Origin of the sequence: [Muricauda] lutisoli (nom. illeg.), from assembly GCF_017313105.1 — a bacterium.
GTDB lineage: Bacteria > Bacteroidota > Bacteroidia > Flavobacteriales > Flavobacteriaceae > Flagellimonas > Flagellimonas lutisoli.
Genome location: NZ_JAFLND010000003.1, coordinates 70,720 through 93,757, shown reverse-complemented (window position 1 = coordinate 93,757; position 23,038 = coordinate 70,720). Strand labels below are relative to the sequence as shown.

General features: G+C 39.4%; 24 protein-coding genes. 18 read left to right on the top strand and 6 right to left on the bottom strand.

The genetic code is table 11. The features are described 5' to 3' along the window. Position 1: 1 nt before the first annotated feature. The 3 genes from J0X13_RS11370 to J0X13_RS11360 all read right to left on the bottom strand — a co-directional run bounded on the left by J0X13_RS11370 (position 2) and on the right by J0X13_RS11360 (position 3,896). Entirely contained in the window at positions 2-1,411 is a 1,410-nt protein-coding gene (locus tag J0X13_RS11370; protein WP_207071557.1) for an MBL fold metallo-hydrolase, read from the bottom strand. A gap of 65 nt (positions 1,412-1,476) precedes the next feature. Continuing rightward, positions 1,477-3,201 carry a SulP family inorganic anion transporter gene (locus J0X13_RS11365; RefSeq protein WP_207071556.1) on the bottom strand — a complete coding sequence of 575 codons (1,725 nt, stop codon included), beginning with the start codon at positions 3,199-3,201 and terminating at the stop codon, positions 1,477-1,479. 62 nt (positions 3,202-3,263) lie between these two features. After that, complete coding sequence (locus J0X13_RS11360) at positions 3,264-3,896, bottom strand: Crp/Fnr family transcriptional regulator (protein WP_207071555.1); 633 nt, start codon at positions 3,894-3,896, stop codon at positions 3,264-3,266. 312 nt (positions 3,897-4,208) lie between these two features. Between J0X13_RS11360 and J0X13_RS11355 the strand changes: the two genes are divergently transcribed. From J0X13_RS11355 to J0X13_RS11345, 3 genes are read left to right on the top strand one after another with little or no spacing between them, the layout of a single operon-like run. Continuing rightward, positions 4,209-5,690, top strand: a complete 1,482-nt coding sequence (locus J0X13_RS11355; RefSeq protein WP_207071554.1) for a xylulokinase — start codon at positions 4,209-4,211, stop codon at positions 5,688-5,690. Between the two features lie 15 nt (positions 5,691-5,705). Continuing rightward, on the top strand, positions 5,706-7,031 hold the full coding sequence (xylA, locus tag J0X13_RS11350) for a xylose isomerase (RefSeq protein ID WP_207071553.1): 1,326 nt from the start codon (positions 5,706-5,708) through the stop codon (positions 7,029-7,031). A gap of 58 nt (positions 7,032-7,089) precedes the next feature. Continuing rightward, positions 7,090-8,739, top strand: a complete 1,650-nt coding sequence (locus J0X13_RS11345; protein ID WP_207071552.1) for a solute:sodium symporter family transporter — start codon at positions 7,090-7,092, stop codon at positions 8,737-8,739. Between the two features lie 49 nt (positions 8,740-8,788). Here J0X13_RS11345 and J0X13_RS11340 read toward each other — a convergent pair whose 3' ends face one another. Together J0X13_RS11340 and J0X13_RS11335 are read right to left on the bottom strand one after the other, a co-directional pair. Beyond that, positions 8,789-9,478, bottom strand: a complete 690-nt coding sequence (locus J0X13_RS11340) for a LytR/AlgR family response regulator transcription factor (protein ID WP_207071551.1) — start codon at positions 9,476-9,478, stop codon at positions 8,789-8,791. 3 nt (positions 9,479-9,481) lie between these two features. Then, entirely contained in the window at positions 9,482-10,480 is a 999-nt protein-coding gene (locus J0X13_RS11335) for a sensor histidine kinase (protein WP_207071550.1), read from the bottom strand. Positions 10,481-10,729: 249 nt separating this feature from the next. Here J0X13_RS11335 and J0X13_RS11330 point away from each other — a divergent pair, with 249 nt between their 5' ends. The 3 genes from J0X13_RS11330 (at position 10,730) to J0X13_RS11320 (ending at position 12,170) form a co-directional block, all read left to right on the top strand. Further along, the gene (locus J0X13_RS11330) at positions 10,730-11,290 is read left to right on the top strand and encodes a YceI family protein (protein ID WP_207071549.1); all 561 of its coding nucleotides are present in this window, start codon (positions 10,730-10,732) and stop codon (positions 11,288-11,290) included. Positions 11,291-11,360: 70 nt separating this feature from the next. Beyond that, complete coding sequence (locus tag J0X13_RS11325) at positions 11,361-11,870, top strand: PepSY domain-containing protein (protein WP_207071548.1); 510 nt, start codon at positions 11,361-11,363, stop codon at positions 11,868-11,870. Positions 11,871-12,017: 147 nt separating this feature from the next. Next, positions 12,018-12,170, top strand: a complete 153-nt coding sequence (locus J0X13_RS11320; protein ID WP_207071547.1) for a hypothetical protein — start codon at positions 12,018-12,020, stop codon at positions 12,168-12,170. Positions 12,171-12,283: 113 nt separating this feature from the next. Here J0X13_RS11320 and J0X13_RS11315 read toward each other — a convergent pair whose 3' ends face one another. Then, positions 12,284-12,757, bottom strand: a complete 474-nt coding sequence (locus tag J0X13_RS11315; protein WP_207071546.1) for a cupin domain-containing protein — start codon at positions 12,755-12,757, stop codon at positions 12,284-12,286. Between the two features lie 344 nt (positions 12,758-13,101). On the opposite strand from J0X13_RS11315, the gene J0X13_RS15715 reads away from it, so the two are divergent. The 12 genes from J0X13_RS15715 (at position 13,102) to J0X13_RS11255 (ending at position 23,038) form a co-directional block, all read left to right on the top strand. Then, positions 13,102-13,434 (top strand): Crp/Fnr family transcriptional regulator, encoded by a 333-nt coding sequence (locus J0X13_RS15715; RefSeq protein WP_207072047.1) that lies wholly within the window; start codon positions 13,102-13,104, stop codon positions 13,432-13,434. 267 nt (positions 13,435-13,701) lie between these two features. Then, positions 13,702-14,448 carry a hypothetical protein gene (locus tag J0X13_RS11305; RefSeq protein WP_207071545.1) on the top strand — a complete coding sequence of 249 codons (747 nt, stop codon included), beginning with the start codon at positions 13,702-13,704 and terminating at the stop codon, positions 14,446-14,448. A gap of 9 nt (positions 14,449-14,457) precedes the next feature. Beyond that, positions 14,458-15,873 carry a purine-cytosine permease family protein gene (locus J0X13_RS11300; RefSeq protein ID WP_207071544.1) on the top strand — a complete coding sequence of 472 codons (1,416 nt, stop codon included), beginning with the start codon at positions 14,458-14,460 and terminating at the stop codon, positions 15,871-15,873. 55 nt (positions 15,874-15,928) lie between these two features. Then, on the top strand, positions 15,929-16,180 hold the full coding sequence (locus J0X13_RS11295; RefSeq protein WP_207071543.1) for a hypothetical protein: 252 nt from the start codon (positions 15,929-15,931) through the stop codon (positions 16,178-16,180). 12 nt (positions 16,181-16,192) lie between these two features. Next, on the top strand, positions 16,193-17,665 hold the full coding sequence (locus tag J0X13_RS11290; protein WP_207071542.1) for a mannitol dehydrogenase family protein: 1,473 nt from the start codon (positions 16,193-16,195) through the stop codon (positions 17,663-17,665). Positions 17,666-17,955: 290 nt separating this feature from the next. Then, positions 17,956-19,281: a tyrosine-type recombinase/integrase gene (locus J0X13_RS11285; protein WP_207071541.1), complete on the top strand. Its 1,326-nt coding sequence runs from the start codon at positions 17,956-17,958 to the stop codon at positions 19,279-19,281. A gap of 15 nt (positions 19,282-19,296) precedes the next feature. Next, positions 19,297-19,536, top strand: a complete 240-nt coding sequence (locus J0X13_RS11280) for a hypothetical protein (RefSeq protein ID WP_207071540.1) — start codon at positions 19,297-19,299, stop codon at positions 19,534-19,536. Beyond that, positions 19,529-20,278: a hypothetical protein gene (locus J0X13_RS11275; RefSeq protein ID WP_207071539.1), complete on the top strand. Its 750-nt coding sequence runs from the start codon at positions 19,529-19,531 to the stop codon at positions 20,276-20,278. The genes J0X13_RS11280 and J0X13_RS11275 overlap by 8 nt, the downstream gene beginning before the upstream one ends. Before the next feature lie 2 nt (positions 20,279-20,280). After that, positions 20,281-21,015, top strand: coding sequence for a hypothetical protein (locus tag J0X13_RS11270; RefSeq protein ID WP_207071538.1), 735 nt, complete (start codon positions 20,281-20,283; stop codon positions 21,013-21,015). 86 nt (positions 21,016-21,101) lie between these two features. Beyond that, on the top strand, positions 21,102-21,380 hold the full coding sequence (locus J0X13_RS11265) for a helix-turn-helix domain-containing protein (protein WP_207071537.1): 279 nt from the start codon (positions 21,102-21,104) through the stop codon (positions 21,378-21,380). A gap of 4 nt (positions 21,381-21,384) precedes the next feature. Then, the gene (locus tag J0X13_RS11260) at positions 21,385-21,792 is read left to right on the top strand and encodes a hypothetical protein (protein ID WP_207071536.1); all 408 of its coding nucleotides are present in this window, start codon (positions 21,385-21,387) and stop codon (positions 21,790-21,792) included. Between the two features lie 55 nt (positions 21,793-21,847). Further along, complete coding sequence (locus J0X13_RS11255) at positions 21,848-23,038, top strand: hypothetical protein (protein WP_207071535.1); 1,191 nt, start codon at positions 21,848-21,850, stop codon at positions 23,036-23,038.

Genomic DNA, 23,038 nt, shown 5'->3' with positions numbered 1-23,038 from the left:
TTTATTTAAGGGTTGAAGGGCAGACATAATCGGTTACGGGAGTTCCCACCTTTTTAATGTCTTCAAAACCTCCGGAAACATCCACTAGGTTATGAATTCCCCTACTTTTAAGGATAGACGCGGCCACCATACTTCTGTAACCACTTCTACAATGGATATAGAAAGTTTCCTCTTCTGGAAATTCGGCAATATGGTCGTTCAAATAGTCCAATGGTGTCAAATGTGCATCCACAACGTGCTCTGCCTTAAATTCGGACTCCTTTCTTACATCGAATACGGGAACACCTTCATCCACTTTTTCCTTAAATTGCTCAGCGTTCACATTGGCAACGGTATCCACTTCCTTGCCAGCTTTTTCCCAGGCTTCAACACCACCTTCCAAGTATCCCAAGGTTTTGTCAAAACCAACTCTAGAAAGTCGGGTGACGGTTTCTTCTTCCCTTCCTTTGGGAGTAACCAACAAAATGGGCTGCTCAACATCGGCAATAAGGGCTCCCACCCAAGGTGCAAAGCTTCCGTCCAACCCAATGAAGATAGATCTTGGCACGTGTCCCTTTGCAAAATCGTCTTGATGACGGACATCAAGAATAACGGCACCGGTCTCATTTGCTGCAACTTCAAAAGCATCGGGACTCAAAGCTTGGGTTCCTCTCTCCAAGACAGTATCGATATCCTCATAACCCTCCTTGTTCAATTTCACGTTCAATGGGAAGTATTGAGGCGGTGGCAAAAGGCCTTCAGTAACTTCTTGGACGAATTCTTCCTTGGTCATATCGGCCCTAAGGGCATAGTTCATTTTCTTTTGGTTGCCCAAAGTGTCCACGGTCTCCTTCATCATGTTTTTTCCACATGCCGATCCCGCTCCGTGAGCCGGATAAACCGTTACATCATCGGCCAAGGGCATAATTTTGGTTCGAAGACTATCGAACAAGGTCCCTGCCAATTCTTCTTGGGTCATGTGTGCTGCCTTTTGGGCCAAATCGGGTCTACCTACATCCCCAAGGAATAGGGTGTCTCCACTAAAAATGGCAACGTCCTTCCCGTTTTCATCCTTCAAAAGGTAGGTGGTACTTTCCATGGTATGCCCTGGGGTGTGCAATACCTTAATGGTAACTTTTCCCAATTTGAATTCCTGTCCATCTTCGGCAACCAAGGCCTCGAAGGCCGGATTTGCAGTTGGTCCATAAATAATGGGTGCTCCTGTTTGTTTGGATAAGGTAACGTGTCCACTCACGAAATCTGCGTGAAAGTGTGTTTCAAATATGTATTTGATCTTTGCTCCATTATCCTCAGCTTTTTTGATGTAAGGCTTTACCTCTCTCAACGGGTCCACGATGGCCGCTTCTCCTTCACTTTCAATGTAATACGCCCCTTGCGCCAAACATCCTGTGTAAATCTGTTCAATTATCATGTGCTATGGTTTTTCCCAAATATATAATTGTAGTTTGAAAACTTGTGTGACTAAAGTTACAAACTCTATTTCTTTGTTTGAAGTGAGACTTTTTTTTGTATCGTACTTCGTTCCAAGGCTTTATGACAAGTATCAACGGCCTCAAAAGTTTGTGCAAAGAGGTTTTCGACTCCCAGTGTCTCCGTAATACCACTGTTTTGAAGTATGTCCCTAGTAGGCCCAATGGCCCCGGCAATAAGAAATTGAATGTTTTTTTTCCGAAGTTCTATAATTATCCGTTCCAATAATACGGCGGCACTACTATCTATATAATTTATGGCCTCGGCATTGAGAACCACAAACCTTAACGCAGTACCCTTTTTTCGGATTTCTTGATAAAGTTGTTTTTTGAAATAGTCCTTGTTCCCAAAGTAAAGTTGTGCATCAAAGCGAATAATCAATGTATCCTCGTACACCTCCACATCTTCCGAAAAGCGGGTAATGTTCTTAAAATAGTTTGTTCCCTTTATCCTGCCCAAAATGGCAATATGGGGTTTGGAGATTCTATAAACGAGCAATAAAAGGGAAAGCAACACGCCCAAAAGAATCCCCTCGATCAACCCTATGGAAAGTGTCATCACAAAGGTTGCTATCAACAAAAGGAATTCATCCTTTCTATTTTTCCAAAGAAACAATGGATACTTGATATCAATCAAACCAAAAACGGAAACAATGATTATTCCGCCCAAAACCAATGTTGGAAGATCGTGGAACAGTGGGGTAAGAAACAATAGGATAGCAGCTATGACCAGCGTACTAAAAACAAGGGACATACCTGTTTTTCCACCGGCTTCATCATTTACCGCCGTTCTGGAAAATGAGCCGGAAACCACAAAAGACTGAAAAAAAGAACCTAAAAAATTAGACATTCCCAACGCGCGGAGTTCCTGGTTCACATCCAATTCGTATTCCGAATGCTTTTCCTCCACTGTTTTGGCAATGGAAATGGATTCCATAAAACCAAACAAAGCTACTGTAAGTGCAATGGGCAAAAACTTGCCCAACTTGTCCCATTGGGGCAACGGCAACTGAAAATTGGGCAAACCTTTCGGTATTTCACCCACAACTTGAATTCCTTTGGCCTCAAGACCAAACAATCCCACAGCCAAGATACCGAGCGCTACTATTAATAGTGGTATGGGCAACTTTTTGCTTATTTTTCTCAAACCGATAATGAGAAGTATCACAAGGACACCCAAGCCAAATGTCAAAAGGTGTACCTGTCCCAAATTTCTAAAAATGCTACCAAACAATATGTGTATTTTTCCCGATTGGGGCAATTGTATACCGAGAATGTGCTTCAATTGCCCCAGACCAATCAATATGGCAGCGGCAGAAGTAAATCCATTGATGACAGGTTTGGACAAAAAATTGACAAAGGAGCCCACTCTAATAATACCGAAAAGCAATTGGACCATTCCGATAAGCATTGTCAAAAATATTACTGCAGAAATATAATCTTCTGTCCTGGCAAAATGCATGGCTCCGACTCCAGCTGCAACCAATAAGGAATCCATGGCAACGGGGCCAACCGCCAATTGTCTGGAAGTTCCCGTAATGGCATAGACGAATTGTGGCACCAAGGAAGCGTACAAACCATAAATTGGTGGCATGCCGGCTATCATGGCGTAGGCCATTCCCTGTGGAAGGATCATAATACCCAATGTGACCCCCGCTATAAAATCCCCGTACAAGGTAGCACGGTTATAGTTGGGTATCCACGATAAAAAAGGAAAAATCCTTTTGAGCATGTAATCGGTTTTTGAAAAAATTGAAGTCCTAAAAAGGAGGGGTTATGGTAAAAGTGTCCTCTTTATAGGTCTTTAACATGAATATAGTTTCTGTGGAGTACTAGCTTTTTCATTTTTTCCAGTTTTTTGAGCAATCTGGAAACTACTACCCTTGAGGTATGCAAGTCATAGGCAATCTCTTGATGTGTACTTTTAATGCGATTATCCTTGGTTACCTCAACTTTCTTTTTGAGATAATCCATAAGTCGTTGATCTAAATTTTTAAAGGCAATACTGTCCACAGTCTGAAGCAGCTCGTTTAAGCGATTTTGATAACTATCAAAGACATAATTTCGCCACCCTTTGTACTTTGCCATCCATTCCTCCATTTTCTTGACAGGGACCATCACAAGTTTTGTTTCGGTCTCTGTAATCGCCCTGATTTCACTTTTTGTATGTCCCATACAACAAGCCATAGTTACCGAACAGGTTTCACCTTGTTCCAAATAATACAAAAGCAATTCATCGCCCTCTTCATCTTCTCGAAGAACTTTTATGGCTCCAGATAACATTAATGGTATACTTCTTATGTATTGGCCAATGTCCATTATGGTTTCGCCCGCAGGGACTTCCATTAATTTCCCCTCTTCAAGTATCTCATCAATAAGGGGTTGTTCAAAATAGTTGCTGAATATTCCTAAAAGTTCTTCTTCCATATAGTTAAAATACACTGCCCCTAAGGTAACTATTTTGGGAAAAACCGCAGCTATTATTCAGTCGCCCCCAATAGAAAGACCCGCACCTATGTACGGGTCTTTTGCATTCATGCTAACTAATAAACTGAATCAAACCTACTTAAACTTATAATTTTACGGGGCTACCTTTAATTTCTATGGCAATAGGCATTCCCAAGATTTTTAATATTGTTGGTGGAAACCTTTATGGTCATATTAGCAGCGGAATTATCGGAGCAAGACGTTACACTTGATTTTAAATGGCTATTTTCATTGTGATTTTAATCTTGTCAAATGTATTGGATAGGTTTTGATGTTGGTAGCTCCTCTATAAAAGCTGCATTGGTGAACGTACATGATGGTAGTGCCGTCGATATTGTTCAGTTCCCAGAAAAAGAAATGTCCATCATTTCCAAGAAAAGTGGTTGGGCGGAGCAAGACCCTGAAATTTGGTGGCAAAACCTATGTGCCGCAACCCAAAAATTACTCTCAGAAAACAACATTAAAAATTCGAGTATCAAAGGCATTGGTATCTCCTATCAAATGCACGGTTTGGTAATTGTCGACAAAAAGTACAATCCGCTCCGGCCTTCAATAATCTGGTGCGATAGCAGGGCTGTGGATATTGGAGAAAAATTGTTTCAATCGGTCGGTGAGGATAAATGCGTTGATCATTTGCTCAATTCTCCCGGAAATTTCACTTTATCCAAGCTTAAATGGGTCCAAGAAAATGAACCTTCCATTTACAAGAAAACCCACAAATTTATGCTTCCTGGTGATTATATCGCTTTAAAATTATCCGGGGAATGCATCACTACGCCTTCAGGACTTTCCGAAGGTATTATGTGGGACTTTAAAGAAAATCAACTTGCAGCATGGCTTTTGGGAAATGCCGGGGTCGATCCTTCTTTGGTTCCAGAGATCCGACCTTCATTTTCCGAACAAGGTGCCGTAAGCAAAAAAGGAGCCCTCGAATCCGGACTTCCGGAGGGAATACCCATTATGTACAGAGCCGGTGACCAACCCAACAATGCCCTTGCCCTAAATGTAATGGAACCAGGACAAGTTGCTGCCACAGGTGGAACCTCTGGGGTTGTCTATGCCATTTCTGAACAACAAATCACAACCGAGCACACAAGAATAAACAGTTTTGCACACACCAACCATTCCATGGAAAAAACACGGATTGGAAAACTATTGTGCATTAATGGAACAGGGATTCAGTATAGTTGGATAAAAAATGAAATGAGCCCAAACCTATCTTACAATGAAATGAACAAACGGGCAGAGTCCATCCCGATCGGTTCTGATGGCCTTTGTATTCTTCCGTTTGGAAATGGGGCGGAACGCATGTTGGAAAATCGAGGAAAAGGCTCCCAAATCCTTCATCTTAATTTCAATATCCATAAAGCCGCACATGCATATAGAGCAGCTTTGGAAGGTATCGCCTTTTCGTTTGTATACGGAATGGGTGTTTTAAAAAATGACGGAGTCAATATCTCTACGATAAAAGCGGGAAATGACAACCTTTTTAGGTCAAGGGTATTCTCAAAAACGATAGCCACGCTAACTCAAGCCAAAATTGACATTGTAGAGACAACTGGAGCTATTGGAGCGGCCAGAGCTGCAGCATTTGCTTTTGGTGACTTTAAGAGCATTGCAGAAGCTACGGCATCCGATACCGTACAAAAAACATACGAACCCGACTCCTCGACCAACGAATACCAAAATGCCTACCAAGTATGGGAGCAGGCACTAAATGAATATATGGATTAACTGAACAACATAAATATGATTACCACAGGAGACAAAGAATTTTTTAAAGGAATAGATAAAATTCCATTTGAGGGAAAATCATCGGACAACCCATTGGCATTCAAGTACTACGAACAAGACCGTAAAGTAGGTGCCAAAACCATGAAAGAGCATTTTAAATTTGCTGTTGCCTACTGGCATACGTTCACTGGGGTAGGGTCCGACCCTTTTGGAGCACCAACCAAGAATTTTCCTTGGTTACAAAGTTCGGACCCTGTACAACAAGCCAAGGACAAGATGGATGCGGCTTTTGAATTCATTACCAAAATAGGTGCTCCCTATTTTTGCTTTCATGATTTTGACTTGATCGCAGAGGGCAACTCACTCGCAGAATCCGAGAAAAGATTACAGATCATTACGGATTATGCCCAAGAAAAAATGAAGCATTCCGGAGTTAAACTACTTTGGGGCACCGCAAATTGTTTCAGTCATCCCAGATACATGAACGGGGCAGCGACCAATCCAGATTTTGATGTGGTGGCAGCTGCTGGGGCACAGGTAAAAAATGCACTGGATGCAACCATAAAGCTAGAAGGTGAAAATTATGTTTTTTGGGGAGGAAGAGAAGGCTACATGTCCCTTTTGAACACCGACATGGGACGGGAACAAGAGCATATGGCGCGTTTTCTACATATGGCCAAGGATTATGCGAGAAAACAAGGATTCAAAGGAACATTTTTTATTGAACCCAAACCCATGGAACCTACAAAACATCAATACGATTTTGATGTGGCAACAGTGATAGGTTTTCTTACCAAATATGACCTTTTGGATGATTTTAAGCTCAATATAGAAGTCAACCATGCAACTTTGGCACAACACACTTTTGAACATGAACTCCAAGTTGCCGCGGACCATAATCTTTTGGGAAGTATAGATGCCAACCGAGGAGACTACCAAAACGGCTGGGACACTGATCAGTTCCCAGTGGATGTTTATGAGCTTACCCAAGCCATGTTGGTTATTCTACAGGCAGGAGGCTTTAAAGGTGGCGGCATTAATTTTGATGCTAAAATGCGCAGAAACTCGACAGATCTGGAGGATATCTTCTATGCACATATTGGAGGAATGGACGCCTTTGCCAGGGCATTGCTGGCAGCAAACGACATTTTGGAAAATTCCAATTATATTAGCATGCGCAGAAATCGCTATGCATCTTTTGATGCGGGTTCTGGTAAGGCTTTTGAAGACGGTAAACTCTCTTTGGAAGACCTTCATGCCCATGCAGCAACCCATCAAAACATAAAAAGCATCAGTGGTCAGCAAGAGTTGTTCGAAAATATTATCAACCAATATATTTGATCAACAACCAACTAAACAAACCGTTTTGGCCCAAAACCAAAACATAAAACTTTAATTTATGGCACTTATTTCGTTTTTAGGATTCACGCTTTTGGTAGGGATAATATCGTGGTGGTCAGTTAGAAAAACAGATGAAACATCATCAGATGGTTACTTTTTAGGAGGCAGGAGTCTTACCGCAGGTGTAATAGCAGGATCATTACTGTTAACCAACCTATCCACAGAACAAATCGTTGGTCTAAACGGAAGCGCCTATAAAGATGGGCTTTCTGTAATGGCATGGGAAACGTTGGCCGCACTCGCCATTGTGGTCACCGCCTTATTTCTTTTACCTCGTTATTTAAAAGGTGGACTTACAACAGTACCGCAGTTTTTGGCCAAACGATTCGATGTTACCACTAAAACGATAACATCCGGTCTATTTCTAACAGGGTATGTAGTTGTACTACTACCGGTAATTCTATACTCAGGTTCTGTTGCCATTAGCGGTATGTTCAATGTTCCAGAGCTACTGGGGGTTTCCGATTCCACAGCATTGGTCATTTGTATTTGGGGGATTGGCATTATAGGTTCTATTTACGCCGTTTTTGGAGGGTTAAAGGCTGTTGCCGTTTCAGATAGTATTAATGCGGTAGGACTCATAATTGGTGGTATTCTTATACCTGTATTTGGTTTGATGGCCATTGGCGACGGAAGCGTTTTTGGCGGTTTGGAAACTTTGATGGCAGCAAATCCAGAGCGTTTTGATTCTACTGGAAACCCAGGGCAAGAAGTTCCCTTTGCCACGATTTTTACTGGAATGATGTTGGTTCAGCTTTTCTATTGGGGAACAAACCAACAAATCATCCAAAGGGGATTGGGGGCAAAAAACCTTGCAGAAGGTCAAAAAGGTCTTTTATTGGCCGCCTTTTTAAAGATTTTGGGGCCCATCATCCTGGTTTTGCCGGGAATGATCGCCTACTACTATTTTGAAGGAGGACTTGCAAGCAGTGACCTTGCTTACCCAGAATTGGTAAGGGCCGTGCTTCCGAAACCATTGATGGGATTCTTTGCCGCAGTATTGTTCGGTGCGATTTTGAGCTCGTTCAACAGTGTGCTCAATAGTTCCGTTACCTTGTTCGGAATAGATATATACAAACAGCACATCAACAAAGATGCTTCAGAAATGACCGTGGTAAAATATGGTAAAGTGTTCGGTGTGTGCTTGGCGCTTGCAGCAATGTTCATAGCACCACTGATCGCCAATGCGGGAAGTTTGTTCAATTATTTGCAAGAGATCAACGGAATCTATAGCATTCCAATTTTCACGATTATCGTAGTAGGGTATTTAACAAAAAGAGTACCTGCCATTGCTGCAAAAATTGGTATTCTGTCCGGATCCATTCTATATATCATCAGTCAGTTTATAGTGGGGCCAAAAATGGTGGCCAATGCCCTTGCAGAGGCCAAGGCAAATGGAATTACCGACCCTGTGGAACTAAGTCTAGTTGAAGCCGGGGCATACCCCCACTACCTTCATGTGATGGCTATATTGTTCGTTTCCAACATAGCTATCATGCTCATTATCGGTAAATTCTATCCAAGAAAAGAACCATTCCAATTGGAGTACACCAAACAGGTATCCATTGAACCTTGGAAGCATGTTAAACTGGCGAGTGGGTTTATCACTATTGTGGTAATTGCCATATATATCTACTTCGCGAAGTAGAAATTCGACCTAAAAAATCTAAAGCCCGGCAATTTCGCCGGGTTTTTTATTATAAAATACTTTTCAAGAAGTTGTCTTTATAGGCTCTGCCCATAGGTATTTTGGCAGCATTGGTCAAGAGTACCAAATTCCCGGAAATCCTATCAATCTTTTTCGTATTGATGATATGGGATTTGTGTATCTGATAAAATTCACTGCCGCCCAGAACTTCCACCCAATGCCTCAAAGGCTCGTTGGACAATATTTTCTTATCCTTTAAATGGATCTCAGTGTAGTCGGAGTCCGAGGTAATGGTATAAATGTCCTTTACCAATACCTTGATATGCTCGTGGCTGGACTTTACATAGATTTCGGTGAGTGGAGCACTTTCATTCTTGGAAATCATGTGCTCGTGTTTGGCGTTCACCTTGTTCACGGCTTGTAAAAAGCGTTGAAACGAAAAAGGCTTCAGCAAATAATCCACAACATTTAAATCATAACCTTCCAAAGCGTATTCAGAAAATGCAGTAGTCAAAATTACATGTGGCGGGTCTGGAATACTTTTAAGAAAATCCAACCCATTGATTTTTGGTAAATGAATATCCAAGAACATTAGATCTATGGATTCCGTGTTCAGGAACTCCATGGCTTTTAAACCATCGGAAAACACCTCTACCAATTCCAGCGTGGGCACATCTTGGATAAATTTTCTCAATATCCGCTGGGCGGGCGGTTGGTCTTCAACAATAATACACCTCATAACCTATACTTTTTCCAATTCCAATTTTAGCAGCACCTTATAGGAATTGTTCGCCTCTTCTATGTGCAAGAGATGCTTTTTCGGGTACAATAGTTCCAAACGTTTACGCACATTTTGCAATCCTATACCCTTGGCAATACTATCCAAACTAAAACCTGGCTCGTAATTGTTCTTACAACGAAATTCCAGGATAGAGTTGTTCAGTTTTACGGAGATATCGATTTCAATATCGGACGATTGACCAGATTGACTATGTTTAAAGGCGTTTTCAATAAATACGATCAAAATCAAGGGTGCGATCTTATACTCCCCTTTAATCTTCTCCACATCAAAATGAACCTCTCCCCTATCTTCTATCTGAAGCTTGTACAATCGGATAAAATTGCCCAATTGCTCCAATTCCTTTTTTAAAGGTACGAACTGTTCCTTTGATTCATAGAGCATGTATCGCAAAACACCGCTCATTTCAAGAATAATTTCCGGGGTTTTTGGTGATTCCTGTAGTGCATAGGAATACAAGTTGTTCAGGTTGTTGAACAGGAAGTGCGGGTTGATCTGACTGCGCAAAAATTGTAGTTCACTTTCTTGTATGGTGCTCTGTAGCTCGTCTATCTCGGCTTGTTTTTTTAGGGCGTCCCATCCAAATTTACATCCGGAAAGAATAAACATTACCGGCAAAATCCCCAAAAGTGAAACATAAACGCCCGGAAAGGTATCCCCTCTTCTGGTTCCAGGAAATATAATGGGCTCCAATATTACTTCTTCAATGGTAATAACGACCGCTACCACTAAGGCACAGCCAAGGAAAAATTGCCAATATTTTTTCTTGTACAAAAATTTCGGCATCAGGTAGTACGTAATAATTAAAGTGGCGGCACCATAAAACAAAATGAATATGGCCCTGTGCACTACAATATTCCCCGTGTTTCTGTCAAAAGAAAAAAACAGAAGAACCAGTATGTGCAATACTATTTGAAAAAGAAGTTCTTTCTTGGAAATCAATGTACCACGATTATTTGAGCCTAAATTATAGATAATACTCCTCTAAAAGAAAAGCAGCTTTACCAACAACCAAATTTACCCTGTGAACGACATTTTACACTAATAATCTATTTAATCGATTGGTTGATTGGAGGTTAACCTATGTCGTTGGCAGAAAAAATTTATGGTTTGCAGTTGGATTGCCCATATTTGAAATTGCAATCTCTATGGAATTGTAAAATTATAGCGAACACATAAAATCACACAATCATGAAAAAAGCATTTTTTACATTGGCATTTTTGACCAGTTTAATGGTAGCCGCCCAATCCACATGGAAGTCGGACGGGGCACACTCAAAAGTAGGCTTCGCCATTACCCACCTAATGATTTCCGAAGTTGAGGGCCATTTCGGTGAATTTGACATCATTGCTACGGCCACTGATACCTTTGATGAGGCGGAATTTTCCGTAGACATTAAAACTACCAGTATAGATACCGACAACGATAGACGTGATAACCATTTGAGAAGTGCCGATTTTTTCGACGCGGAAAAATACCCATCGATTACCTTTAAGAGCAACAGTTTTGAAAAAACAGGAGACAAAACCTTTAAACTTACCGGTGATTTGACCATGCACGGAGTTACAAAAACAGTTACCTTGGATGGAAAGGTAAATGGAATTATAACCGACCAACGAAGCGAAAAATTGAAGGCAGGATTAAAACTCACCGGTACCGTTAACCGATTGGAGTTTGGCGTAGGTGGAGATACGGCAACTTTGGGCGATGATGTGGAAATGACCATTAACCTTGAGATGGCACAGCAATAAAAATAGTATTATATTTACTGCGAAGAAAGGCCCCAACGCCTTTCTTCGTTTATTTTATACAAACTTAACCATGGGAAGAAAATCAGAAAACACCTTTAGGGAATTCCACCGTTACCTCGGATTCTTTTTGGCCGGTATTATGGCCGTTTATGCCATTAGTGGTATTGTACTTACTTTTAGAAGTACCGACTTTTTGAAAAGTGAATACGAGGTGAATACGACCCTCGAAGCCAACCTTAACGAAGAGGCCCTTGGCTCTGCTTTAAGAAAACGTGGGTTTACCGTAGACAAGACCGAAGGTGACCTTATGTATTTTGCAGGAGGAACCTACAATATGAAAACTGGTGAAGCTTCTTATACCGAAAAGCGTTTGCCCGCAGTTTTGGAAAGCATGAACAAACTACATAAAATGCATACTGGAAATCCTTTGTTCTGGTTGGGCATCTTCTTTGGTATTGCCTTGCTGTTCTTTGCGGTTTCGGCCTTTTTTATGTTTAGGCCAAGCGCCCCCATCTACAAAAAAGGACTCTACTTTGCCGCTGCTGGCTTTTTATTGACCATTGTGCTTTTATTGGTGTAAGGCCATCTTAAAATAAAAACAAACTTATTGGAAAAAAGACCACCGATCGGTGGTCTTTTTGTTTAAAAGGTACAGGAAATGTTTTAAATTAACTATCGTTCTGTATTGTACCAGATATAGTACTGTATACAATAAAAACCAAACCAAATGTTCAAGACCATTCTTAAAGCGATTATACCAATAATAATTTCGGCCCTGGGAGGGGCAATGATGGTCTTTTCCAGTTATGATGATTCCCCTGGTGGATCGTTGCTTGGCCTCATGCTTATAGTGATAGCGGGTATTATGGCTATTAAATAAAAAAGGCCCAACATTAATGTTTTGCCTTTTTTACACTATGCTCCCTTTTGTTCAAAGGTTTAGCATAAAGCATTGTATGTCCGGATTTGTTGAAAAAAAAGATGATCAAAAGATTATTCCTTTTTCAATTCATTGGCTACCGTATCGTAATATTCTTGGGTTAATACTTCGGTCCAGGTAGTTGGTTGTGTTCCTCCATATAATGCTAAATACGTAACGTCTTCTTCTTTTGATGAAGCATGCCAATGTTCGGTTTCTTTATCACATTTAATAATATCACCTGTTTTCATTCGAATAGGTTTCTTACCACGTTCTTGATAGTACCCTTCCCCTTTAACTATGATCAACACCTGTGCAGAACTATGGAAGTGCCAATCTAGTGTAGAATTGGCCCTAAATGTTGCCTTAGTTATTCCATAGGGCAGTTCTTGATCCGACTGGAGTAAACTATTTAACCATGCATCTCCTATATAATGGGTGTTAGGCGCTCTAATGCCTTTATCATTGTAAGATGTGATCTCGTATTCACTTTGGGAAAATACAATCATAGGAACGCTCAAAAAAAGGAAATAAATAATCTTTTTCATTTTAAATTCTTTTAGATATCCAATATAAAAAAACGGCTACACTTTGAAAGTATAGCCGTTTTAAAAATTTTTGCTCCCCCTACTACACTATTTTCGAACCAATTCTATCAAGATGCTCGTAAACCCTTCGAGGTAACCGAATCGCGCTACATTTTCATTCAATATAAGAGATTACATCCCATAATATGATTGAACCATTATTTTATACTTAAAGTATAAACTTGGGTTGTCAACTTCTTTGTTTGTTATTGGTTATCTTTAATACAATCAACAAGTAGTTTCTGGAACAGAATTAATACATTATGTATACCCGGCTTCACTAATATTTTTTAAAAAAACATCCTATTGAGAGGAACAGTTTTGATATCATTTGCAGCTATTTCAAACCTCGTACCTATGCTAAAAATGAAATCCTCCTCTCTGAAGGGCAGATCTGTGAAACCAATTATTTTGTTAACGAAGGCTGTCTTAGGTTCTTTAGTTTGAATAAAGACGGTACTGAATTAACACGGTATTTTGCGTTCCCCGGTAAGTTTGGAACAGCACTTTCAAGTCTAATTGACCAGAAGCCATCCTTTGAGTATATCGAAAGCATAGAGAACACCGTGGTCCTTGAAATATCCCGCAAGGATTTTTTTGATTTGGTTGAAAGATTTCCCGCTGTCAACTATTTGTAAAGGGATGTTCTGGAAATGGCTTACATCACCTCACAGGAGCGAATCTATGGGCTCCAGGGTGCAACTGCACTTGATCGTCTTAAATGGTTGATGGAATACCATCCAAAGATATTGAGTAAGATTTCAAACAAAGTAATTGCATCGTATCTGGGCATTACTCCTTACACCTTAAGTAGGTTGAAAACAGAGCTTTAAGTTAAAAGTCTTGCCATAGAGCAATTAATTTCTCGTCGGCCCTTCCTATTTTACCTCTTAAATAATTCAATTATGAATGGAGTGAAATTTAAATGGTTGGGAACGATATTCTTAATTCTTGTAACTTGTACTATTCATGCGCAAAAGCCGGAACCGCCCATTCCTATTGAGGCCTTTTTTGGAAATGAAGCCCTTTATTTCCAGTTGGTTGTAAAGAAAAAATTTACGCCTGAAAGTAGGTTTAATTTCTTTACCGTGGCAACTTATACGGCAGACTATGAAAACAACCCCGACGAAAATAGTATAGTTATGCCCGTACAGTTAAGTTATGATGTTGCAGGAGGTTTTGGCATTATGGCAGGTACAGATATAAATTCAATTTCCGGTTTTTCTGCCATTGTTGGCCCTCAGTTTAATTATGCTTCTAAAGAATGGTTAATTGTAAATGTTGCCTCCATATTTTTAAATGAGGACAATGACTTTAAACTTTTCGGTCTTTACGAGTACAAACCGGCGTTTAACGAGACTTGGAGCCTTTACACAAGAGTTCAGTATATATTTAACAGAAACTTGAAGTTGGGTACAAATAACCAGAAATATCTTTATCTAAGAGCTGGATTAAAAAAAGACCGATTCATTTTTGGATTAGCCGCAAATATTGAACAGTCGGGTCCATTAAAGAAAAAGGTGAAAACTACGGCCTATTTGTGCGATGGGAGTTCCGTTAGATCTATACTTATTAGAGAATGTTACAAATCTCATCAATCAAAATATTCTTACATTACAGATTCTAATCGAGAACAAGCACTATTCGGATAACCCAACCCAATGAAAATACCAAACGAATTTACTCAACTGGAAACATTACAAGAAGAACAATTGCCTGTTCCCAGTCATAAACTACATCACTGGAGTCACTTTGCAGGGCTATATGCCGCCGAGCATGTGGCTGCTACGGAGTTTGTAATAGGTGCTACTTTTGTCGCTTTAGGCGCCAAGACTATGGATATTATCCTTGGTCTACTTATCGGAAATATTTTGGCAGTGCTTAGTTGGACCTTAATTACTTCTCCAATCGCAGTTGATACCCGCTTGAGCCTTTACACCTATCTCAAAAAGATTGCTGGAAAGAAAATGTCCTATTTATATGATTGGGCCAATGTGTTAATTTTTACGGTTATTTCAGGTGCCATGGTAACCGTTTCAGCCACAGCGGTTCGGTTTGCTTTTGATATTCCTGCTCAATTGAACTGGTATCCTACAAATGTTTGGTTTGTCCTTATTGTCATATTAGTTGGCCTTTTCGTTGTATTTGTTGCCATGTACGGCTTTAAAGCTGTTTCCGAATTTTCTGGTATCTGTGCTCCCTGGCTGTTCGCCATGTTTGCGAGTGGAGCAATGGTCCTATTACCTGCTTTGTCTTTATCTGTAATTGACAAAACCATTCCTGAAAATTGGTCAGAACTCATCAGTATTGGAAATCAATCCATTTGGACCGGGGTAAATAGCCAAGGAGAACAGGGAATTGGTCTGTTGGAGGTCATCGGTTTCGCATGGGCGGCAAATACCATCACCCATTTTGGATTGATTGATATGGCATTGCTACGATTCGCCAAAAAGAAAATCTATGGTCTGGCAACAAGTACAGGTATGATGTTCGGACATTATATTGCCTGGATTGCTGCTGGAATCATGGGGGCTGGTACTGCCATTATTTTAGGAAAAGCGATTGTTGAACTCGACCCTGGTGACGTTGCCTACTATGCATTGGGTTGGTCTGGATTTATTATTGTGATTGTGGCGGGCTGGACAACTGCGATTACCAATTTATATCGTGCCGGTTTGGCAGCACAAGCTATTTTTTACAATCATTCAAGAAAAAAAACTACTCTAATGGTGGGGCTGTCCATGATTGGTATCGCTTGTTTTCCCTTTGTATTTTCGCAAATTTTGCCACTCCTCACTTATGCAGGATTGATTGTTGTGCCTGTTGGCGCCATAGTATTTGCAGAGCACCAAATTTTTCCAAGGATTGGGTTTACCAGGTATTGGTCTAAATTCCAGGAATTCGAGCATAGCTTGCCTGCAGTAGCTTCCTGGGGCTTGGGTCTTGCTTTTGGATTTGGCCTGAATTATCTTCAGGTAATGTCCTTTTATTATTTGTTTATTCCTACTTGGATTTTCACCATTATCGTCTATACGTTCCTGGCCGGGACAATATGGTGCAAAAAAGTCCTACCCTGAGGCAGAAGATAAAGAGGTGCGATTCAATGAACTGGTCGAAAAATACCATGAGAAATTGGCAGAAGAACAACCGGTTGTTGTCAAAGATCATTCTGTTTTCACCAAAATTTTAAAGGTCGTTGCGGTTGCCACTTTAGTAATAACCTTGGTACTGGCAGGTATAGTATTATTCGGAAGTGACCATGAAAGTGCTTACATAGACAACCGGGAAACCTTTTACTCCTATGGTTTTATTTGTACAATTATCTACTTTGTCTCTGCTTATTGGGCAATGAAAAGAGGCAAAACAAGCCATTCTACAAGCTAAAAAATCATCGAAATGGAATTGAATCAATGTAATATTTCTGCAATTTCCAAAAAAGTGTCCTGTCCATCTTACAACAGGGCATCTCTAAAATCTGGGATAATCCACATTGGTGTTGGCGGATTTCACCGATCTCACCAGGCCTATTACATACATAAGTTATTGGAGAAATATCCTGGGTTTGAATGGGGAATCTGTGGCGTTGGTCTGCGAGAGAGTGACAGGACGATGAGCCAAGTATTCGAAAAACAGGATTGCCTTTACACCCTGGTGACCCAGTACCCTGATGGATCAGATAAAAGTGAGGTGATAGGCTCTATTCATGAATTCCTCCTGGCGGTGGATACCCCTGAATTGGTCATAGATAAAATGGGCCACCCTGACACAAAAATTGTTTCGCTTACCATTACCGAAGGAGGTTATAATTTCAATACGAGTACTGGAGCATTTAATTTTGATAATCCCGACATAAAGCATGAAATAGCCCATCCCAATGAGCCTAAAACAGTCTATGGGTACTTAACAGCAGCATTGAGAATACGCAAATCCAATGGCCTACCTCCTTTTACCATTTTGTCATGCGATAACATCCAACACAATGGCCATATCGCTCGGGAAATGGTGTTATCTTTTGCAAAAAAACAGGATGCAAAGCTGGCGGAATGGATTGCTGAAGAAGTTTCTTTTCCCAACACTATGGTAGACCGAATTACCCCAGTAACGACACCTGAAGTTATAGAGTACCTAAAAACCAACTATGAATTAAAAGATGAATGGCCGGTGGTCTGTGAACCATTTATTCAATGGGTGGTAGAAGATGACTTCTGTAATGGGAGACCGCCCCTTGAAAAGGTTGGAGTACAGATTGTTTCCGATGTAACCCCATACGAAACAATGAAAATTCGCCTGTTGAATGCAGGACATTCGGTTTTAGGGATACCAGGGTCCATCCACGGCTATCCGACTATAAACTCTTGCATGAAGGATCCTGTTATGGCCACCTTCATGCGAAAATTTATGGATGTTGAAGTCACCCCGGTTTTAGGCGCTGTGGAAGGCATTGATGTTGAAAAATATAAAGATAATCTGGAAGAGCGTTTTGCTAATCCGAATATCAAGGACAGCGTAAGTCGTATTTGTTCTGAAAGTTCCGCCAAGTTGCCGAAGTTTTTGATTCCAACACTATTGGAAAATTTGGCCTCCCAGGGGAGTATCAAATACGCTACATTCATTTTGGCAGCCTGGTGCTATTACAGCGATAAAGGAATCAATGAAAAAGGCGAACCACTGGAAATTATAGATGCACAAAAAGAGGAATTAAACCGTGCCGCCAAAAACACGGAAAATGACTGGACTTCTTTCCTTAACCAACCAGAAATATTTGGAGAGCTTCCTAAAAATGGGCGGTTTGTAAAAGAATATACTTCTGCATCCCGCCTTATCTACGAAGAAAGAAACATCAGGAAATTGATGAGTGACATTTTGTGACCTCAAATATCAATTCATTAAAAGAAGTCTCTAATTTGAAATCCGAGCTTTTATAAAAACAAAAGCCACCGAAATCGGTGGCTTTTGTTTTTCTGCTCCCCCTCTTGGGGTGCAATTATTGTTTTATTATAGATGAGATACAACTTCAATATACCTAAAACCCTTTATTTTACTGTATTTTGAATTGTAATCAATTTATAGAAATTGTATTTGGTTTCAAATATGTTGGATAAAATGTTGGATAAAATATCCAACATGACTAACTTTCAAATGTTCAAAATGTTTTCAAAATGGCAAATATCAAATTCTACCCTCACAAAGGGACTGGTTCATCCAAGGTATATCTAAGGCTCAACATTGGGCGTGAAAAAGACTTTCGACTTTCCAGCGGTCTAACAATTGAAAATGCAAAGGACTGGAACCACACCACTAACCTACCCAAGGAGAACACCCCTAAGAACAAGAAACTAAAAAATCGTCTCAACGATCTTTCCAAGGAATTGGGCAAATTCATTGATGATATCGAGAAAGATGAGGCCAAAGGATTGTTTGATATTGAAAGCAAGCACATAAAAAGCATAATTCAGAAGTTCAATAACTTAGAGCCTATCAAAGAAAAAGAATTTTTGGTGCCATATTCTAAATGGTTCAGTAATGACTTAAAGAGAAGGACCTATATCCGGAATAACGTCAAACTGTATTACAAACAAAATACGGTTGACAAATACCTCAATTTTTCGAAAATCCTTGAGAAATACCAAAAACACAAAGGCCATAAGTTGAAAATAAAAGAGGTTAACACCCGTTTTGCAGCCGATTTTCTTGATTACCTGACCGACATAGAGAAAAAGAGCATAAACACCAAGGGAAGATACATTAAGCGCCTTAAAACGATCGTGAGAGATTCTCAATTGAACGGATGCAAGGTAGACCCTGATTATATGAACATCAAAGGGTTTCAAGATGAAAACATTGTTACCTTCTTGACTTTTGAAGAAATAGACCAAATCATCAAAAAGGAAATGCCAAACGAACGACTGCAGATTGCTAAGGATTGGTTCATTATTTCCTGCTACACCGCCCAACGAATTTCAGACTTGCACCGCTTTACCAAAAGCAACATCCAGACTATAGATGGAGACAAATATATTGTTCTTAAGCAATTCAAGACGGGAAAGAATATTGAGGTACCAATTCACCATATAGTGCGCGATATACTGAAAAAATATGGAAATGATTTTCCTCCTAAATTCACCGATAATGAACAAAGCCAACGCAGCATTTTATCATCTCTGATAAAAGACGTTTGCCGTATATCTGGGTTAAGACAAAAAGTACAGGGCAGGTACAACGGCAAAAAAGGCCTTTATCCAAAATATAAGTTAATTAGCAATCATACAGGAAGGCGTTCATTTGCTTGTAATTTTTATAACCTAAAGGATTGGTCCACACAGTTAATAATGAACATAACGGGCCATGTCAACGAACGGAATTTTTTGACCTACATTGACAAGTCCGACCCTACACTTTCAAGAATTGCAAGTGCAAAATTTGATGCAATGGAAAAAGAATATCTGAGTAAAAAGGAAGCGCAATTAAAAGTAGTAAACGAATAATTAAATCTAAATATCATGGAAAACGTTAAAACCCAAAACCCAATTAAAGCAGAACAAATTTTAAACAACGCTTTGGACCAATCCGACCCTAAAGAATTGAGAGAATCACTAAGGAATATTCTATTTGATGCGTTGCGATCAGATTTTACAGACAACAAGGCCGACCGAGCGGAATATTTAGCGGATTTTGAAGCCATGGAAAACCTATTAAAAGATTTGGAAGGATATCAACTTTCTACCCAAAGCCATGATTAAATCAATCAAAAGATTTCTGATTAAAATAGCACGTTTTTGCATTAAATCATTTCTGTGGGTAATAAGAATGTATAGGGGGCGAAACGATAAATCTTGTACCTCAAAGTATTCTATTCAACCGAAGCCCTTTGCGAACAAAGAAGGAAATAAACCCAAGTATTTAAACGAAGCCCACAGGAAGAGCGAGGAAGCCAAGGGGAAATACCTAGCATCCTTAAATCCTTCCGAGATAGATTGGAAAAAGGAGAAAGAAAGGCAGAAAATTAATGCTATAGATGACTCTCCCCAAAAAGTCCATGAAAGTTCCAAAAAAAGCAAATCCGAAATAAGTTTAATGAGCATGTCGGAACATAGGGAGTGGTTCAACAAGGAAGCAGCCAGACTAGAAAAAGAACAATACCCACCAAACGATATAGAAGCCACGCAACCACATCCATTTGACTATACTAAATTGACCAAAAAGGAACTTGATACACTATACCACCAAATTATTGATAAAGCCTTGGAAAACTACGAATATCGATTTTACGTACTTTTCAAATGGAAAATCAACCATGAACAATTTCATTACAGAGCCGCGGCCAGTCTAGCAACAAGGATTAGACGGGAAGAACAAAGAATGAAAAAGCATGATATTATCGGTGCCTATCTTAAAAAGCGATGGGCCAATATGACACCAGAAGGGGTTGAAGCCAATCGGGAATGGATTAGGGACCAAGGAAAATTAAGAAATCCGAATTAACGATGAGAAGAAATCCTGCATTCGACATTAATGAAGACTACCATGGTTTTCGCACCAATTTTATTAAGGGCATTAATGAGTTGCTTTCCAAAGAAACCTTCAAATCGAAAAAAGAAGAGTTAGAAGCCGGCCTTGAGGTGGCAAGAATGTTACATTTCATTTGTGAATCAGAAGATTTGGAAGTAATTATTTCAGAGGTTAAAAAGGCTGAACTTCTTATTGAAACCGAAGAAGTAGATTATCAATTAAACCAAATAATCAAAGATTCTAACCTTACACAATTTCAAGAGACACGGTTTAAGGCTATTGTTTATTCGCAGTACATTAAGTATCTCATTGGACGATTAAATTTTTCAAACTTATTTCCAGAAGGTTTCCCTTTATTCGATTTCACTATTCACAACGATGAGGTCCGAACTACAATAGTGCCTTTAGAGCGAGAGATTTCAGAAAGACAAAACAAAAAACCAACTAAATCGACTCCAATAAGAGTTAAAATTGGGGCATTGTTTCTTTCAGGTGAAGCAGATCAAGCCTATAATAAGTATGGTTCATGGTCAAAAGTTGCCACCCATTTCAATTTTAAAAAATTTAGAGGCCAATTTTCTGCAACTGCAAAAAGAGAAAATTCGGAAAATGAGAATGATGTTTTCCAATCACATCAAAAGGAAATACTGGATTACTGTAAATCCAATAATACCCCTATCAATCACAAAGAGTATCTAAGGCAAGAATGATACTGGATTGATACTAAGTATCATCTTTTAGTATCATTCCCCCTTATTGAATTTTGAGCATTGTTAATCATTAAAGCAATGCTATTATGAACCAGATTCAATTTATCGGCACAACGCCACAACAATTACGAAACGACATCAATAACGATGTCAGAACACAGATTGACGAACTCAAAAAGAGTTTCCAACCAAAGAACCCCGAGGAACTTCTATCAAGATCTGAAACCGCGGAACTACTTAAAATCAATTTAAGCACATTGTATTTATGGACCAAAAAAGGAAAACTCAAATCCTACGGTCTTTCCGGAAAGGTTTATTACAAGCGCAGTGAAGTTGAATCGGCATTAATCGCCCTAAACGATTAATGCCATGGAGAAGTTCAAAAACCGCATATTCAGTAAATCCGTTTACGATAGAAAAGGTATTAACGGTGGTTCCATGAAATTTAAGTACCGCGAAGGAATTAGGCCAGTTAGTGATTGGATTAAAATCACAATTGATATGGGCCGTTCCAATGCAAAGGGTGTTACAAAGTGGTTAACCGAAATGGACAACCTTTTGGAGAACCGGCAGCCTACAACAGGAATGTTTAAAACTTCGCAGCCCAGATGGACCTTCGGTGATTTAAATAACAAGAAACACCTTTTGATATTTGAATTGACCCAAGGAGGTAAAATACTAAATATCTACTACTTCAAAGATTATTACCCCAGAAGCCCTAAAAGGTTCGCCCTAGAATTTGCACACGCAGAAGTGAAAAAAGAAGGGGGCATTTAGCCCCCTATCTATTTTGTTCAAAAATGTTATCCGCATAGACAACAGAGTAAAGATAATGATTGATTTCGTTAAAATAAAAGTAGTTGACTGTGATATTGACAAACTCACGAATCACCCTTTCTTGGAGTTTCATCGCACTGTTTCAGAAAAGACAGGGGAACTGGGTACATTTATGATTGCTTCATATCACAAGTGCAAAATTAAAGTCTACGATAGTGGAACTATTTTTTTCTCCGGCAGCATCCATAAAATGTTTAATTCAATCAAAGGTGTAGAAGCGCCGAACGGAGACCCCAAAGGATTTAACGGCAACGAGTTCTATTATCAAGACATAATTGAAATAAGAGAACATATCTGTTCGCTTTTTAACGTCATCCCGGAATGTTTGGTACTTCAAAATATTGAGTTAGGACTTAACCTCAACTCCTTCTTCAATCCACAAGACTTTATTAAATGGTTATTGTTTTTTGAGGGAAACGAATTTGGATTTCATTTTGATGGTCTATACGCTCAATCCATACATCAGCAATATATCATTAAGATTTATAATAAGGGCAGACAATATGGTATGCCAACCAATACACTAAGATTTGAAATTAAGGTCCTTAAAATGCAACACCAATTAAACCATGTTGGCTTCAGAACAATGGGGGATATTGACCTTAACACATTAGGGCTTGCATTTGATTATCTAATAAAGCAATTACAAAAAGTACTTTACTATGATATCACCATCCAAACGAAAGGCATACCAGACAAACAAAAAGGCAAATTAAAAGACTATAAAAACCCTCGATATTGGTCTGAGTTAACTCCAAAAGAAAGACATAGAGATAAAAAGAAATTAAATGCCCTGATTGAATCAAAAAGTAAAAATCTTAAATCCGAACTGGCCCTATTGCTGAACAAAAAAAGGGAACAATTTAACCGACTTTCTGAAACAATCTCAAGGGAACAATTTAACCATTCAAATATAGGGTTAAATAATACTCATTTGGAAGATAGAATTTGCCCAGTAACGGGCATGGATATTTCAATGCAAAAGGAATGCTCAAAATTACTTTCCAATACCGGTTTAAGACACCTTGAAAAATCAAATCTAAAAGAGTTCAAAAGACTGCAGTCAATACTTCTTACTGGACAACACAACAAGTTTGAAAAAACAGTTTATGATATGATGAGCAAGCAGATAAGGAACTACTATTTCAACAATCGTATAAATTTTACTTCACCAAAACTATTTTAG